The sequence below is a fragment of the Abyssisolibacter sp. ZYX002 genome (assembly GCF_056892235.1).
The window spans coordinates 430,815-447,312 of sequence record NZ_JARMXH010000001.1; the positions used below are offsets into that span (position 1 = coordinate 430,815).

The following is a 16,498-nucleotide window of genomic DNA, read 5'->3' on the forward strand; positions in this document are numbered from 1 at the left end:
GGGTAAAAGTATGGAAAAGATAGTTCTTGTTGAGGATGACATTTTTCTATGTGGAGAGTTACAGAATATATTAGAAAAAGAGGGATACTCAGTAGAGTGTATCACCTCTTTTGACAATGTGTTGGAAGATATTGCCCTAGCTGATCCTTCGTTAATTGTATTAGATTTAAATTTGCCCAAGCTTTCTGGATTCGATATTTGTAGGATACTTAGGGCTAGAGGAATAGGACCTATTTTGGTATTAACTTCACGTATGCAACTTCGTGATGAGTTACATGCATTAGACTTAGGTGCAGATGATTACTTAACAAAACCGTGTCATCCTAAACGTCTAATTGCTAGAATTCAAAAATTGATTCACCTTTATGCAAATATGCATTTTTTGTTAGATGCTGGTGATTTTCAGCTAGATGAGAATACAAACGTATTATATGTTGGGAAGAACTCTATTTCATTGTCTGATAATGAAAGTACTATCATTAAAGCTTTGGTGAAAGCAGCTCCTTCTGTAGTAAAAAAGGAGGAACTTTTTACCCTATTATGGGGAGGTAGAAGCTATGTTGATGAGAATATATTACAAGTAAATATGACCAGATTACGTAAGACACTTGATGAGGTTGGATTGTCTGATAGAATCAAGACAGTAAGAGGAATTGGTTATCAATTAATAGGAGGTGATTGCAAATGAAGCCAAGAGACTGGTTTAATATTTTAAAGGATTCACGTCATTGGATATTACTTCTTAGTATAAGTAACGTTTTTTTTATTTTTTTAGCTTGGTTAGCGTATCCAGAAACATTTGAGATTTTAGTTGGTATTATGATTATATTTTCTGTATTTTGCATTGTGTTTGGTATGTTACTTGTATGGAAAAAGCAACCAAAGCAAAATGAAGCATTCTATGATTTTCTTTTAAAACCCTCTCTGGAGAATGAGCATAGATTAATAGAATGTATGGGTGATTTACATAAAAAAAAAGTGAATTATTTAGCCAATAAATTGCGAATGGAAAAGGATCAGTTAGATGATGCTAGACTTCAATCTATCAACTATGAAGAGTTTATTGAAAGTTGGGTTCATGAGATAAAGACACCTATTTCATTGGCAACCTTTGTTTTAGCAAATCGTAAAGAAGAAATGTCGAAGTTAGTATATCAAAGACTTGAGCATGCTAGAATTAGTATCAGTGATAATGTTGACCAGATATTATTTTATGCGAGATTACAGGCATCACATATTGACTATCATCTTGAGAGAGTCTCGTTGAATCTTTGTTGTGAAGATGCACTGTTGGAACTCCAGGCACTACTCGCTGAAAAAGAAGTTGAAGTTATTTCTCAAATGAAAGATGTACCCATTGTATCAGACAAAAAGACACTTCAGTTCATTTTTACGCAGTTGTTAGTTAATGCAGTAAAATACTCCAATGAAGAAATCGAGAGCTATATCTGGATAAAAACTGGTTTCAATAACGTAAAAAATAGGTATTATCTTAAAATTTCTGATAATGGGATTGGAGTGTTGAATTCTGATATTCCTTTTATTTTTGACAAAGGATTTACAGGAGATAATTCAAATCGAAACAAGTCTAGTGGAATTGGACTGTTTCTTGTGAAGAAACTATGCGATGAATTGAAGATTGATATTGAAGTTAAATCTGATTATGGAAAAGGTTTTGAAATACAGCTACTATTTCCGATAATTAAGGATGTGTTTAACAGTTAAGAGAAACAAAACCACTGTATGTATGAGATTCAGAATAAAAGGGTATCTCCATATCAATTAGGTTCTTTAATGCAAATTGTTTATATATATAGACTATGGTAAGATTGAAGAATGAGATGAAAAATTTGAATTTATAGCTAAGATAATGAGCAGTTGTTCTTAGAGGAGCATTGAAACAGAACTACAGAAAATTTATATTATATGAGGAGAATGAGAATGACAGACTTTAATATTGGATCAATACTGCAATTTGGGGATTATAATTGGCGCATTCTTGATATACAAGGCAATACGGCTTTGATTATAACAGAACATATAATCGAACAACACCCCTATAATAATTGTACTGGTGATGTGACATGGGCTGACTGCTCGCTAAGAAAATATCTTAACGGTGAGTTTTATGACAGATTTACCGTTGCCGAAAAGTCAAGAATCATTCCCGTATTAAACAAAAATCACGACAATCAGTGGTATGGTTCAAGAGGAGGAGAAAATACTCGAGATTACATATTTCTTCTAAGTATTGAAGAAGCAGTGTGCAAATATTTCGGTGACAGCAGTAAGAACCTTGAAAACCGCAGTGCCAAACAACGATATTGGTTTCAATGTAAGGACAAAAACAACATCAAGCGAAGATCGACATTCGATGGGTATGTATGGTGGTGGTGGCTTAGGTCACCAGGGCGTGACAATAGAAGAGCCGTATATATCCACGGCGACGGCAATGTAGGTATTCAGGGAAATGGTACTTTTCGCTACAATAGCAAAACGATTCACCCTTTAACGGAAGATAACTGCGGCGGAGTTCGTCCTGCTCTATGGTTGAGGTTGGAATTATAAACCTTAACTAGTATTAAAAATTTAATGATAAGGGGGAGGTTATTATGAAATTTAAATTTGTTCCAATGAACTTGGAATACGCAAGAGAAATGATTGATAATTGGAAATATGATGGAGAATATCATATATATGATTATATAAATGAAAAGGAATGTTTGTTAGATAAAGAAACATGGGGACTAGGAAGATTCGCAGTTCTGAATGAAGAAGATAATCTTATTGGTGAAGTCACAATAGAATTTTTTGAAGAAGAAGATGATGGTTATGTTGAACATCATGTTGTTAAAAGTAATCCTCAGAATATCTATGAAATGTGGATGGGATGGGGTCTAAAGCCAGAATTATGCGGAAAAGGTCTTGGAAAAGAATTTATCTCAGAATGTATTGATTTCTCAGTAAAAGAGTATGCTTACAAAGGTGAATTTATTAGATGTGGAGTTGCTGCCTTTAATAAAAGAGCAATAAAGTTATATGAAAAATTAGATTTTGAAACATTTTTAGTTTGTGAAGGAGAAATAGCTGGCAAGAAACATAAAGTCTTTAGAATGAGAAAGAAGATAAAGTGATGGTGAGAGATTAAAAATAGAGCAAATTAAAAGCGTAACTAAAAGAGATGAACCAATAAGATTAAATACGCTAATAAAATAAAAGCTCCCAAAACCTTTATCACCATACTTCTAGAGATAATATCAAAATGACTTCATGTAAGAAATTGAAAATAAAACTGAATAAGGTGTTAACAAAGTATGCATGGCTTAGGTCATGTTTTTTTATTTGGATAAAATAGGAAAGCAAGATTCAGATAAAATATGTTAATTATTAAAATTAATAAAACAAGATATCTATCAAAAAATGGTTTTATGATAGTGGAGCAGTGGAGCTTTTATTGGATTGTGGATGCAGATTTTTTTATTTATATACGGTTACATTTATCGGTAAATTTACTTTTTTTGTATATACAAAGCTTTTGCTTATCAGACATTTTAAACTGTAAATGAATTGATGTGAAATATTTAATAAAGCCCATGCTGTAAAAGGATCAATACATATGGTAAACTTTAACTTTAATTTTAACGTATATGTTGTTCGAAACGGTTGAATTTTTGATACAACACTATAGGAGAATTATACACATTAATCTAAACAGAAGATTTATGGAAAAAATAAACCGCGTATTTACAGGTTGCCATAAATTTCTGGTTTTCATTTAGGCAATTTTAAATGATGATATGTTATACTAGTTGTATCGAATATGAAAATAATTATCATTATTAAAATAAGAATACTTCTATTTATAAATATTGAATATTTTACTGCATATCCTAATGCAATCTAATAAAACATAGAAAGGGGTTTTAAAAATGAATTATGATTATGATATCAATGAAATTATAGAGAGCTTTACAAATGCATCGTTTAAAGTAAAAGGAGTTTATTATTATAATGTTCCTCCCAAAAAAGAAGGATTACAGAAATCAGCACCATATCCTGGGTTGCTTTTTCCTTTAGGTGGTAAAGCACAGTTTACTTTTAACGGAACTCCTTATATAACAAATTCTCTGAAGGTCATTCATGGTGGAGCTAATATGGATTTAGGGAAAAAAGTACTTGGGAACAATGACTTGACATATATATCTGTAATGTATGATATAAATCAAAAAACAAAAGGAATATACTTGCCTAATGCTGATTTTGAAATAACTGTTGGACAAAGTCCTAGGCTAAAAGGATTATTACATCGTCTTTGGAAAACATACTATGAGTTAGGTGCCATGTCAGCTTTTCAAGTAGAAACTCTTTTTAGATGTTCACTAGAAGAGATGTTTGTTGGTGCACGCAGTCAGATGTTAGGTGGTGATAAAAGTACATTTTCTAAAATTAGCTATTATATTCATGAAAATTATGATAATCAGCTATCTGTAGGTGAACTGGCTGAAATGTTTGAAATGAATACAAATAGATTATATTATATTTTTATGAAGCATGCTGGTATAGGCCCAGGTGATTATATAATAGCATATAGATTAAATCGTGCTAAGGAACTGTTATATACTACTGATTTACCAATTAATAATATTGCAGATGCAATAGGATATAATGACCCGTTATATTTTAGTAGATTATTTAAAAAAAGATTTGGGCTATCACCTAGCAAAATTAGAAATACATATTCATAAATAGTCCATATCAAAATCAGGATAATGCTATTCATAATATAATAATGCTATGATAGAATAAAATCGTAATAAGGGAAGTGGTTTGTCATTAAAGATGTTATTATAATGTATTTAATCGATCCTTAGTGAGGACAATAACTTTTTTAAGATAAATTATCAACTAATGCTAAAAACAGGAGGGAATATGAAGAAAATAATAATATTTATTTTAATTATTAATTTGTTAGGGGTTTTTGTTGTTGGGTGTGCTAACTCAAGTGAAACGCAGACGGATAAGTCTGTAGAAAAAATAGATGTTGAAGAGAGTAAAGAGAACAAAGAAACTAAAGGTTGGCCTAGAACAATCGAAGATTCAGCTAATCATAAAGTTATATTGAATAAAAAGCCGAAAAGAATAACATTATTGCATACTTATTTTATGGAACATTTTTTTGCACTCGGAGTTCCGGTTACGGCTTCAGCACTAGGAAATTCTATGGGTTATATGGAATCTCTTGAAGAATCGGAGATGTTTAGACCTTACTTAAAAGATTCAGATATTATGAATTTAGGAAGTGCTAGAGAAATAAATCTTGAAGCTATACTGGAATCTAAACCGGACGTTATAGTAACTTTTAAATCACAAAAAGGATTAGATAAAACATATGAGCAACTTGTAAAAATAGCACCTGTTATATTATTAGACCATACGGAGACATGGCAAAATCAACTTTCTAGATGTGCAGAAATAGTTGGAAAAGAAACAGAAGTAGATAATGTTATTAAGGAAATAGAAGATAAAATCAAACAAGCAAAAAGTGAATTGAAAAAGTATAATGATAGAACTTTTGCTCTATTTAGAACTAATGGTAAAGAATTTCTTACTCGTGCTAACGAAGAATACTATGAGAAATTTGGGATTAAAAATCCTAAAGGATATCCATTTGGATATAATCCAGTGTCAATAGAAGCGGTAGCAGAAATGAACCCGTACTATATTGTATTTCAGCATAATTTAAAACACGCAAAAACTTTTGTAGAAAGCTTAGAAGAATCAAAGGTATGGAAATCGCTAGATGCTGTTAAAAATAATAGGATTTATTATTTTGACGAGAATATGAATACCTTCGGGCCTCTAGCATTAAAACTTACAGCTGAAAAACTAACGAAAATATATGGTGGTAAATAAAATATTTTACATTGTTAATGTTACTGTAGGTGTCAGGTGCTTTACTTTGCATTTGACACTTTCTTTATGCTAAAACGGGAGGGATTATAAGTGAAATTGAAGATTACTAGCGCAAAGAGGTGCAAATTTTTAATCATAATAGGCACTATATTATTAATCGCTTTAATTATTATATCGATATGCACTGGGATTTCTAATATTTCCTTAAGTACACTTTGGGAAGCTTTTGTTAGGTTTGATCCATTAAATAAACAGCATTTGATAATAGTCGATTTGCGATTACCTCGTGTATTAGCAAGTGCACTTGTGGGTTCATCACTTGCAGTAGCAGGAGCTATTATGCAAGGTATCACTCGTAATCCTCTAGCTGATTCAGGGATTTTGGGACTCAATGCAGGTGCAGGATTTGCTTTATCTATATGTTTTGCTTTTTTTCCAAAGATGCTATATATACAGACGATTATGTTTTGTTTTGCAGGTGCAGGTATAGGAGCAATTATGGTATACTCAATCTCTTCAATAAAACACACTAAGACATCTTCTATGAGGCTGGTTTTAGCTGGCGCGGCAGTTAGTGCATTATTAACTGCACTTAGTCAAGGAATTGCTTTGGTTTTTAATGTAGCTCAGGACATTATGTTTTGGACTGTAGGAGGAGTATGTGCATCAAATTGGACTCAGATAACTATTATGACGCCATTAATTCTTATTGCTCTAATAGCATCTATAATTATATCGCCTTACATTTCGATAATGAATCTAGGTGAAAGTGTTGCGAAAGGATTGGGCGTTAATCTGACAATCATTAAAATAATATGCTTTCTAATTGTAATCGTATTAGCAGGAATATCGGTTTCAGTTGTTGGAGCGGTAGGATTCATAGGTCTAATCATACCTCATATTGTTAGATCACTAATAGGCATAGATTACCGATTGATAATTCCAGTATCAGCAGTGATGGGAAGTTTGTTGATGGTTTTAGCAGATTTAGTTGCACGTAATATCAATCCACCATCCGAGACACCGATAGGCACCTTAATTGCAATTATTGGAGTACCTTTCTTTGTCTATCTAGCCAAGAAACAAAGGGGGACATATAATGAGTAAGAATTTTAAAACCAAACTTTATATTATTGGCTTTTTTTTAAGTTTGATAATGGTTTTTGTAATAAGTTTAAATATTGGTTATTCAAAACTCTCACCAATGGAAGCGCTTAATACGATAATAGGAAATGGAAGCTTCAAGCAAAATTTGATATTGTTTCAGTTTAGAATACCTAGAATAATAATTTCTATTTTAACTGGAGTTGGGCTTGCATTATCTGGATGTATTATACAAGGAATAACAAGAAATCCCCTAGCTGATCCAGGATTAATAGGAATAAGTTCTGGATCAGGACTGATGGTTATACTATATGTGATTATTTTTGATATGGAAAGTTCTTTATCTATATTTATTTTACCACTATTATCTTTTTTAGGAGCAATCATAGCTGCTTTTCTAGTCTACATTTTATCTTATAAAAAAGAAAAAGGGGTATCGCATATAAGGTTAATACTTATGGGTATTGCAGTTAATGCAGGAATTTCTGCATTAACAACTATATTAGTTATTAAATTAGATGAAAATCAGTTTGATTTTGTAGCATCTTTTCAAGCGGGTCAGATATGGGGAGCTAATTGGCAATCTGTAAAATTAATTTTGCCTTGGTTTTGTTTAATTATCCCTTTCATATTTGTTAAAGCACGGTCTTTAGATATTTTAAATCTAGGAGACGATATAGCTTTTAGTTTAGGAGCAGAGGTGGAAAAAGAGCGTAGGTTATTACTCATTGGTTCTGTGGCTCTTGCAGCTTGCTGTGTGTCAGTAGCTGGCAATATAGGATTTATAGGTTTAGTAGCACCACATTTAGCAAGAAAAATAGTAGGACCAATTCATCGTATTCTATTACCTACTAGTGCATTAGTTGGGGGACTATTAGTTTTATTATCTGATACAATTGGGAGGTTTGTAATACAGCCTTCGGAAATACCTGCAGGTATTATGACTGCGATTATAGGAGCACCTTACTTTATATATTTATTAGCTAAAAATGACTAGAAAGGAGAAAAAAATGAACAGTATTAAGACTCAAAATTTATCCTTAGGATATATTAATACAACTATAATTGACAAAATAGATATGAAAATACCTAAGGGTAAAATAACTGTAATTATAGGTCCGAATGGTTGTGGCAAATCAACAGTATTGAAAGCGTTAGGGAGAATTTTAAAGCCTAAAAATGGAGTAGTTTATTTAGATGGAATTGATATCAAAAAACTCTCTACATCAGAGATAGCTCGTAAAATGGCAATATTACCTCAATCTCCAAATGCACCTAGTGGCCTTACTGTAAGAGAACTTGTAAGCTTTGGGCGTTTTCCACATAAAAGAGGATTTGGAAAAATGAGCAAAGAAGATAATGAAGCTGTTTCTTGGGCATTAGATGTAACACGGTTAACGGAGTTAGAAACAAAAGAAGTAGATACTCTTTCGGGTGGACAGAGACAAAGAGCATGGATATCAATGGCTATTGCACAAAAGACAGATATCATATTATTAGATGAGCCTACTACTTATTTAGATATGTCATATCAATTAGAAATATTAGAGCTTTTATATCGACTTAACAAAGAAAAAGGCTATACGATAGCAATGGTTCTACATGATATTAACCTTGCTGCACGTCATGCTGATTATATGATAGCTATACGTGATGGAAAAATAATTTGTCGAGGGACTCCAGAAGATGTAATGAAAAAGGAAGTATTAAGAGATACTTTTCAAATAAATGCACAAATTATCCAAGATAAAATTAGCGGACGTCCAACATGTGTATCATACACTTTAGCTACGTAGGAATTTCACATAAACAGAAAGGAGAATAAAATACCATGAAAAAAATTGCTATATATGGGAAAGGTGGTATTGGCAAATCTACTACTGTATCAAATTTATCTGCCTCTATAGCTTCAATGGGATTAGTTGTTATGCAGGTGGGGTGTGATCCTAAAGCAGATTCAACAAGAAACTTGAATGGAGGGGAAAATATTCCAACAGTTTTAGATATGCTTAGAGAAAAAGGAGATATAAGTTTAGAAGATGTACTAATAAAAAGTAGTACAGGAGTGTATTGTATAGAAGCAGGAGGTCCCGTACCTGGTGTTGGTTGCGCAGGCAGAGGAATAATTACTGCATTTGAAAAAATGGAAGAATTAAATGTATTTGAGAAAATTAAACCTGATGTTATTATTTATGATGTTTTAGGAGATGTTGTATGTGGAGGATTCGCAATGCCAATCCGAAGTGGTTATGCTGATAATGTTTTCATAGTAACATCAGGAGAAATGATGTCTTTATACGCTGCATCAAATATATCACATGCCGTTAAAAGTTTTGGGAAACGAGGTTATGCATCATTAGGAGGGCTTATTTTAAACAGTAAAAATATTAAAGATGAAGCTGATATAGTTAATAAAGCAGCAATTGAGATAGGGACAAAGGTAAAATATCATCTGCCAAGAAATCCAATTGTACAAGAAGCTGAGGCTCAAGGAAAAACTGTTGTTGAAGCATTCCCTGATTCTGATATGGCATTACATTATAGAAAATTAACAAATATATTATTGGAGGTGAAGTAAGTGATTAATGCAATAAATTCAAAACGATTATCTAAAATAAAAAATAGTGCAAGCATACCATTTGCATCACCTGCAGTATCTCCAGGGGTACATTGCCCTATGCGTATGGCTTCTGCCATTGTTGAAGATATTAAAGGGCTTTCTTCACTTTTAGTAGGCATGCCAGAATGTGCTAATCATTCTAGATTGTTCACTCCTAACCCCGAAGGAGAGCATGGTGAACTTCACTGGATGTATGTTCTTGATTCTCGTGAGGTGATATTTGGATGTCGAGATGGAGTTATTGATGCACTTAAAAAGATGGATAAAGCAGGTGCAAAGTCAATATTATTAATAGCAACTTGTATTCCAGATTTGATTGGAGAGGATTTTGAAGGAGTTATTCATGAAATACAAGCAGAAATTAGTGCAAAGGTTACATTTACTATGCTTGGACAATTTAAGAATATAAGTTATCCATCTGGTGCGTGGAAAACAATGGAATCACTAGCTAGACTTATGAAACCACAGCCAGCAAAGGCTAATTGCATAAATATTCTTGGGGATTTACCAGAAAAAGTGAATGACTCTAATAGTTTTCTATATACGTTATTGGAGAAACATGGCTTTAAGCTACGTTTTCTTGCACCAGGTGCAGAAATAGAAGATTTTATTAATGCACCTGATGCTACTATTAATTTGGTAATATCTCCATATACACATGCACTAGCTGTTAAAATGAAAGAGATTTTTAAAGTGCCATTTATATCTTTGCATCATAGATATTCTATAGATGAAATAGACAAAGCATTTTTAGAAATTATGACTAAGTTTGGTATTCCTCTAAATAATGAGTTTAGACAAATAAGACTAGAGACTATTAAGTTACAAGAAGAAGCACGGAGGTTATTAGCTAACCAAAATTTCTTAATAACAACTAGAGTAGATCTTCCGCTTCCACTCACAAAATTTTTAGTGAAATCAATAAATATGAATCCATCATTGATACATTTAGAAGAATATTATCCAGAAGATGATATTCATTATAAAGAACTAAAAAAGATAGGATGTGATCCTCTGGTGTGTAGAATCGTGAATGAGAGAAACGCTAAGTCATTAGTTGAAGAACTCAAGCCCGATTTGTGTATTGGACATATACCAGGCTTAGATAAAGCTAAATCCGTAGTAGGAAATATGTTTGATTTTTATGGACAAATTGGATATGAACGAACTAAAAGAGTACTTGAAAGAATAATTAAATCGGTCATTTAAATTGATATAACAAAATAATATAGATTAGAAATAAATCAAGGGGGTTATAAATTATGGGTCTTCATAGATTTAAGCCGATACCTTCAGGGCGTATGGGACTTTTGTGGACACTTTCTACTATTCGTGATGGAGTTATAATCGAATATGGCTGTATGGGGCATATGTTATATAGCGGTGTAACATTAAAAAGAGCAGGTATTGATAACGCATGTCATTTATACTCAACTCATATAAATGAAACTGATGTTTCGTTGGGTGATACAAGTAGATTAGAGAAAGTGGTCAAAAACATAGTAAAAAATAATAAACCTAAAGCTATATTTTTAATGCCATCTTCTGTTCCAGAATTAATTGGAGTAGACATAAAGTCTATCCAGAAAAAATTAAAACAATTATACCCTGATATTCATATCCTATACTTTGGAAGTGGCGGATTTGATAAAGTAAAACACAATGGAGTACAAGAGGCTCTTATACAGTTAGTGAAGGCATTGACTATTGATTGTAATAAAAGTTTTTTTCCTACATTTAATATTATTGGTTCTTGCGCAGATTTATTTAGATTTGAATCAGATACAGAAGAAATAATAAGACTTGTCAGAGGCGCACTTGGTATAGAACCACTATGTATTTTATCATCAGATACTTCAATAGAAACTATTAAGCAAATGGGAAAAGCCCATATTAATATAGTTATTCGACAAGAGGGAAAACAAGCAGCAAAAGAGTTAAAAAAACGATTTAACACACCGTATATAGAAGGTAGACCATATGGTATAGATGGAACTGAAGTATGGTTGAAAGAAATAGCGCAAATTCTCAATATGAATGTTAATCCGCAATTTTTAAAAGAAAAAAATAACGCATTGAAAAGTATATCGATAGTAAAGCCAAACTTTAAACATATAATCCATAGTTCACCTAAACAAGCTAGTATATCAATAGGAGGGCATGTTGATGTTGTACAGGGAATATTAGAATTTGCATGTAAAGAATTATCATTTATTAAAGGCAAATGCTGGTGTGATAATATTGATATGCAAAATGATGAAATACCGTATTTTACGGAGAAAGAATGGACTGAAGTTGTTTCAGAGCATACAGATGGTTGGCTTATGGCAAGTGGAGAAGCACTGAAATGGAGTAACAATGATCTTAGTTTACAAATAGCAAACCCTGATATAAAATGGAGAATCTATCCTTACGAACCTCCATTTGTAGGTTTTAAAGGAGCTGTGAATTTAGCAAATCTTTGGATCAATTCTTATGAAGCAAAACATGGTCATTGATTAAAAATTCTGACAATAGGAGAGGGAAGTGGAGGGGTTTTCACACGTTTTGCTATTATCCTTTTAAAGACAAAGTATATGATGTTTCTCAAACCTGGATATAATGTTCAGTTTGCTGTTGAAAACTACTTCATTATTGATACTTATCTTAGTAATGATCGTACTGACTATAATACTCTTAAACCTTTGGTTGATAAACATTTATTGAATACTGGTGTTAATCTAAAAGAATTGATTGCTGATAGTGGTTACTGTAGTGAAGTTGGTTTAAGATATTTAGAAAACAAAGATATTCAGCCATTTATTAAACTTCAAGAACATGAACTTCAAAAGACTAGAAAATACAAGAACAATATAGGGAAATATTTTAATATGAAAAAACTCAAAGAAGCTACACTAAAGGTTTTGAACAAGTTTATGAAGTATATAGCTGTAACGGTTGTAGCGATACTCCTTATTTACCTAAGCGGCTAGAAGATATTAAGGCTAATATACGCAGGTATTTCTCAGGTTTTCAAAATGTAATGGAGAGTATGATTACAGAAAAGCTAAAGGAATATATTAATTGTGTTAAAATATTGATTAGATATACAGAGCCTAAGATATATATTGGGGGAGGATTTATGATATTTAAAAAAGCATCATAAATGCAAAACTATGATCCAAATATACTATTCTATAGATAAGCTATTAATTAATTGGATATAAATTCAAATACAATAGAAGAAAACACTTTATCATAAAAGAGACGAAAGTTGTCTTAGTTTCACCATATATTATATATTATAATTTATATTGACAAATAAAGCTGAAAATGTTAAAATGTAAACAAGATAAAAACGAACTATAAAGTAAATTTCAATGATGAAATTTAAATGAAACTAAAACCTTATTAAGGTTCCATCCAAAGTTTTTTCATAATTCAAAAACATTATATTCTGTATTGATTAATTTTCAGCTTATTTTAGCTCTGTATTAAATGGATAGTTGCTAGGTGAATATATCTTACAATATTTAAAAGTTGTTAACATGATAATATAATAAGCAATTGTTTAAAATCAAGAAGAATATTCAAAGAAATAAATGCTATTAAGGACTTTCTTTTGACTACAAAAGAATTCTTATCGGAGCAAATCTACTAAGTTTCATACCTAAAACATTCACGATATTCAGGATAAATATTTTTATTTCTTTTAACGGCTCGCCAATATAATTATACCCAGCATTTAATGATATTTTGAAAATAATATTACAACTATATCTTATGTAAAGAATTTTATGCGTAGGTCAAATAAACAGTTTTTTAAAAGGAGAGGGTGGTATGAGTAAAAGAACTGGACAAGTAATGATATTGCTAGCACCTTCCGAACATGCGTATCAACAAATATCAAATATTCCCCCACTTGCACTAGGTGTTCTAAAGGGATTTCTTTCTGAAAAGGGGATTAGTACCTATATCTATGACTTAAACGTAACGTTGAATAAACGTTCCGATGAGCTTCCTCTTACATCGTGGAGGTTTATCTACGACTCCAAACGTATTATAGGGTACCTTAATGGTAAAAGTGACCAGGAGATTGATGATTTGATTAGTAGACTTATATCGGGTATTAATTTTAACGGATACGATCTTGTCGGCATTTCATTGGGAGCTGATTTTTCGTGGTTAGAGATGCATGGTGGAATGGTGTTAGCAAAATGGATTAGCAAGAAATACAAGGTTCATATAGAAATTGGGGGTAATAATGTGCATTACCTTTTGCAATTCAAGGATAATTTTGTTGAGCTTTGGGAAGCATTGTTGAGCACGGGGTTCTTTATTTGCGTGGGACCAGGAGAACGGATGTTTTTGGATTTGATTAAAATGTTGGAAAAAGGTGAAATGGACGAAGAAAGATTTCACTTGATACCTGGTGCAGTTTGGAAAGAAGGGGATGAGATAAAGTCAAATATGCAGGATGCACCGTCACTTACAATGCCTGATTTTTCTGGATTGGATTTGGATCCGTACAAGGTATGCATTAATTATTCAACAGTACATAATGCACAAAGCATTAACGAAATTCAAATAATGAAATGGCCACAGCCATACCCTCTTATAGCATCTCAGGTCAATCGTGCCTCGTTACCTGAGGAAGATCGAAAGGAAACTTTGGTTATTCCATATATCTTCAATTATAATTGTCCCTATAGTTGTGCTTTTTGTGTGCAAAGCGGTGGTGATAAAAAAAAGATTGTAGTAAAGTCTACCAAAGTTATACTTGATGAGATTGAAACAATGATGCAAAAATATAGTTCTAAGTTTTTTTATTTTTATAATAATACGTTTAATTATTCGAGGAAATTTGTGATTGAGTTTTGTGAAGGCGTACAACAACGTGGTATGAAGTTCTATTGGTCTGACTGTGCGCGGTTTAATAACCTTGATTATGACCTTCTCAAAATGCTTTTTGATTCAGGATGCCGTAAGTTTGTTTTTGGATTCGAAACAGGTAGTCAAAAGTTACTTAAGTTGTACGATAAGCGACTAGATCTTGAACATGCAGAGCAAGTGTTGAAGTGGTGCAAGGAACTCGGTATTTGGGCAGATATAGAAGTAATTGTTGGTTTGCCTTATGAAAATGAAGAGGATTTTGAATGCACTATTGAATTCATTCAAAAAAATCGTCACTTTATAAACCATTTTGCAATGAATCGTTATTTTGTAGTCCCTGATTCACTTATTGGTATGAAACCAGCAGACTATGGTATTAAGTTAATGCGCATGAGAAATCGCTATGAATTTTTGTTGAAGATGAATTACAAATATTTTATTGAGGGTTCATTAAGAGGTAAGGGAGCGACGAATTTTCAGGTATATAGATATAATGAGATTAACGGTCGTGCACATAATCAAGTTGTTGATGAGACAAATAAGAAAATTCACAGACTTGTTGATGTCTATTCAAAGTTGCCTATTGCCCAGGAGACAAAATTGATTGAGTGGCGCTACAGCAAGGTAAAATAGTGATGTTGATAAGTGAATAAATACGGAAAGGATAGATGAATATGGAAAAAAATGATAAGCTAGTTGGTGTTTCGAATGAAAGTAATTGTGAAAATGAGTTAAGTAATGAAGAACGTAGCGTAGATTCTGGAACTGTCATTGGGTCAATCTTTCAGCGGGTTGTTACTGATGAAGAATTTAAGGCACTTTTACTATCACATCCTGAAGTAGCACTGTTGGAGTATGAATTAAGCGATACACAGGCGGTTCTTATAAAGAGCCTTAGTGAAGAAGATTTGGATAAGCTTAGTCCAGAAAATTTAGAGGAATTTTTTGCCGCAGATGCAGCTGTGTATACTCCTGATGATGCAGATTTGGTAGATTTTGAAGCGTATGAGCCAGATGACTTTGAGGAGATGGAATAAATGGGTGAAGTAGTATCTAAAGCTTCAGGGATTTTGTATCATCCATTAACAATTAGTGTGCACATGACAGACCTTTGTAATAGTAAATGTAAGTTTTGTAGCGAAGCGTCCCATGAGCATACATATGATTTTGTTAGAGAAAAAGATATAATTAAGTTTCTTCAATCCCATAATACGAGTGAATGGACTGCGCTTAATATTCATGGTGGAGAACCTACACTTTCAGCATCATTGTTGAAAGTTGTGCGTTGTGCTCGAAATCTTGGATATAGTAGGATTATACTTCAGACAAATGCTCATCGTATTGGAACTGATAAAACTTTTGCTATAGCCCTCAATGAATCGGGAATAGATTTATATAATATAGGCTTTCATGGTAGCAAAAGCCAAATTATGGATAAATTAACAGGAGTTCATGGTTCTTTTGACAAAGCGTTGAGGGGGATTCGTACAATTTCAGGGTTCAGGAAACCAATTCGTATTACCGTAGTGATTTGTGCTCACAATTACAAAGATATTTCTGCTATAGTTTTATTAGTTGCTAAGGAAGAGATTGCCCACATCAATATTTCGGCAATGCAAACTGGTGGTAGCGCAATGAGAAACATTGAAAGTTTATTTGTTTCGTATTCAAAAGCAAGACCTTACTTAGAAGAGGCTGTTTGTATTGCGAAGTCTTTAGGTATAAAAGTTACATTTGAAGGGTTTCCCTATTGCGTACTTAAAGGTATGGAAAACTATCAAGTGGATTGGAAAGCACAACGTCTAAAAGTATTGTATCGAAAAATTATTATTGATGATTTTAATAAATTTTTAACCCAAACTATACGGATGTACGGGCCTCCATGCGAAAATTGCGAGCAACGTGTGGTCTGCAGTGGAGTTTATAGTGAATATGCCAATAGAAACGGATGGTCTGAATTTGATCCATATGTAGTAAAGGAGGTTTAAT

16 protein-coding genes are annotated in these 16,498 nt (G+C 32.5%); all 16 read left to right on the plus strand.

The window, feature by feature from the left end; translation table 11 throughout:
* The first annotated feature begins 10 nt into the window (after window positions 1–10).
* The 16 genes from P3X86_RS02010 to P3X86_RS02085 all read left to right on the plus strand — a co-directional run bounded on the left by P3X86_RS02010 (window position 11) and on the right by P3X86_RS02085 (window position 16,497).
* Window positions 11–688, plus strand: coding sequence for a response regulator transcription factor (locus tag P3X86_RS02010; RefSeq protein WP_483290950.1), 678 nt, complete (start codon window positions 11–13; stop codon window positions 686–688).
* The gene (locus P3X86_RS02015; RefSeq protein ID WP_483290951.1) at window positions 685–1,725 is read left to right on the plus strand and encodes a sensor histidine kinase; all 1,041 of its coding nucleotides are present in this window, start codon (window positions 685–687) and stop codon (window positions 1,723–1,725) included. The genes P3X86_RS02010 and P3X86_RS02015 overlap by 4 nt, the downstream gene beginning before the upstream one ends.
* A 216-nt stretch (window positions 1,726–1,941) precedes the next feature.
* A complete protein-coding gene (locus P3X86_RS02020) occupies window positions 1,942–2,568 on the plus strand; it encodes a DUF6273 domain-containing protein (protein WP_483290952.1) in 627 nt (208 codons plus the stop codon).
* Window positions 2,569–2,612: 44 nt separating this feature from the next.
* Window positions 2,613–3,134: a GNAT family N-acetyltransferase gene (locus P3X86_RS02025; protein ID WP_483290953.1), complete on the plus strand. Its 522-nt coding sequence runs from the start codon at window positions 2,613–2,615 to the stop codon at window positions 3,132–3,134.
* Between the two features lie 795 nt (window positions 3,135–3,929).
* On the plus strand, window positions 3,930–4,745 hold the full coding sequence (locus P3X86_RS02030; RefSeq protein ID WP_483290954.1) for a helix-turn-helix domain-containing protein: 816 nt from the start codon (window positions 3,930–3,932) through the stop codon (window positions 4,743–4,745).
* A gap of 184 nt (window positions 4,746–4,929) precedes the next feature.
* Window positions 4,930–5,913, plus strand: coding sequence for an ABC transporter substrate-binding protein (locus P3X86_RS02035; protein ID WP_483290955.1), 984 nt, complete (start codon window positions 4,930–4,932; stop codon window positions 5,911–5,913).
* A gap of 90 nt (window positions 5,914–6,003) precedes the next feature.
* A complete protein-coding gene (locus tag P3X86_RS02040) occupies window positions 6,004–7,020 on the plus strand; it encodes a FecCD family ABC transporter permease (protein WP_483290956.1) in 1,017 nt (338 codons plus the stop codon).
* A complete protein-coding gene (locus tag P3X86_RS02045) occupies window positions 7,013–8,014 on the plus strand; it encodes a FecCD family ABC transporter permease (RefSeq protein WP_483290957.1) in 1,002 nt (333 codons plus the stop codon). The genes P3X86_RS02040 and P3X86_RS02045 overlap by 8 nt, the downstream gene beginning before the upstream one ends.
* A 13-nt stretch (window positions 8,015–8,027) precedes the next feature.
* The gene (locus P3X86_RS02050) at window positions 8,028–8,813 is read left to right on the plus strand and encodes an ABC transporter ATP-binding protein (protein ID WP_483290958.1); all 786 of its coding nucleotides are present in this window, start codon (window positions 8,028–8,030) and stop codon (window positions 8,811–8,813) included.
* A gap of 35 nt (window positions 8,814–8,848) precedes the next feature.
* Entirely contained in the window at window positions 8,849–9,595 is a 747-nt protein-coding gene (locus tag P3X86_RS02055) for an AAA family ATPase (protein ID WP_483290959.1), read from the plus strand.
* Window positions 9,596–10,846, plus strand: a complete 1,251-nt coding sequence (locus tag P3X86_RS02060) for a nitrogenase component 1 (protein WP_483290960.1) — start codon at window positions 9,596–9,598, stop codon at window positions 10,844–10,846. It begins immediately after the preceding gene.
* A gap of 53 nt (window positions 10,847–10,899) precedes the next feature.
* Window positions 10,900–12,135 carry a nitrogenase component 1 gene (locus tag P3X86_RS02065; protein WP_483290961.1) on the plus strand — a complete coding sequence of 412 codons (1,236 nt, stop codon included), beginning with the start codon at window positions 10,900–10,902 and terminating at the stop codon, window positions 12,133–12,135.
* Between the two features lie 78 nt (window positions 12,136–12,213).
* Window positions 12,214–12,609 carry a hypothetical protein gene (locus P3X86_RS02070; RefSeq protein ID WP_483290962.1) on the plus strand — a complete coding sequence of 132 codons (396 nt, stop codon included), beginning with the start codon at window positions 12,214–12,216 and terminating at the stop codon, window positions 12,607–12,609.
* Between the two features lie 847 nt (window positions 12,610–13,456).
* Entirely contained in the window at window positions 13,457–15,142 is a 1,686-nt protein-coding gene (locus P3X86_RS02075) for a B12-binding domain-containing radical SAM protein (RefSeq protein ID WP_483290963.1), read from the plus strand.
* 41 nt (window positions 15,143–15,183) lie between these two features.
* A complete protein-coding gene (locus P3X86_RS02080) occupies window positions 15,184–15,546 on the plus strand; it encodes an Os1348 family NHLP clan protein (RefSeq protein WP_483290964.1) in 363 nt (120 codons plus the stop codon).
* Entirely contained in the window at window positions 15,547–16,497 is a 951-nt protein-coding gene (locus tag P3X86_RS02085) for a radical SAM protein (RefSeq protein WP_483290965.1), read from the plus strand.
* Window position 16,498: the final 1 nt, after the last annotated feature.

Bases quoted from the DNA above. Each gene is read 5' to 3' on its own strand.
- P3X86_RS02045 (WP_483290957.1), top strand. From the start codon at position 7,013: ATGAGTAAGAATTTTAAAACCAAACTTTATATTATTGGCTTTTTTTTA.
- P3X86_RS02085 (WP_483290965.1), top strand. From the start codon at position 15,547: ATGGGTGAAGTAGTATCTAAAGCTTCAGGGATTTTGTATCATCCATTA.
- P3X86_RS02070 (WP_483290962.1), top strand. From the start codon at position 12,214: ATGATGTTTCTCAAACCTGGATATAATGTTCAGTTTGCTGTTGAAAAC.
- P3X86_RS02065 (WP_483290961.1), top strand. From the start codon at position 10,900: ATGGGTCTTCATAGATTTAAGCCGATACCTTCAGGGCGTATGGGACTT.
- P3X86_RS02030 (WP_483290954.1), top strand. From the start codon at position 3,930: ATGAATTATGATTATGATATCAATGAAATTATAGAGAGCTTTACAAAT.
- P3X86_RS02075 (WP_483290963.1), top strand. From the start codon at position 13,457: ATGAGTAAAAGAACTGGACAAGTAATGATATTGCTAGCACCTTCCGAA.
- P3X86_RS02025 (WP_483290953.1), top strand. From the start codon at position 2,613: ATGAAATTTAAATTTGTTCCAATGAACTTGGAATACGCAAGAGAAATG.
- P3X86_RS02015 (WP_483290951.1), top strand. From the start codon at position 685: ATGAAGCCAAGAGACTGGTTTAATATTTTAAAGGATTCACGTCATTGG.
- P3X86_RS02010 (WP_483290950.1), top strand. From the start codon at position 11: ATGGAAAAGATAGTTCTTGTTGAGGATGACATTTTTCTATGTGGAGAG.
- P3X86_RS02080 (WP_483290964.1), top strand. From the start codon at position 15,184: ATGGAAAAAAATGATAAGCTAGTTGGTGTTTCGAATGAAAGTAATTGT.
- P3X86_RS02020 (WP_483290952.1), top strand. From the start codon at position 1,942: ATGACAGACTTTAATATTGGATCAATACTGCAATTTGGGGATTATAAT.
- P3X86_RS02050 (WP_483290958.1), top strand. From the start codon at position 8,028: ATGAACAGTATTAAGACTCAAAATTTATCCTTAGGATATATTAATACA.
- P3X86_RS02055 (WP_483290959.1), top strand. From the start codon at position 8,849: ATGAAAAAAATTGCTATATATGGGAAAGGTGGTATTGGCAAATCTACT.
- P3X86_RS02035 (WP_483290955.1), top strand. From the start codon at position 4,930: ATGAAGAAAATAATAATATTTATTTTAATTATTAATTTGTTAGGGGTT.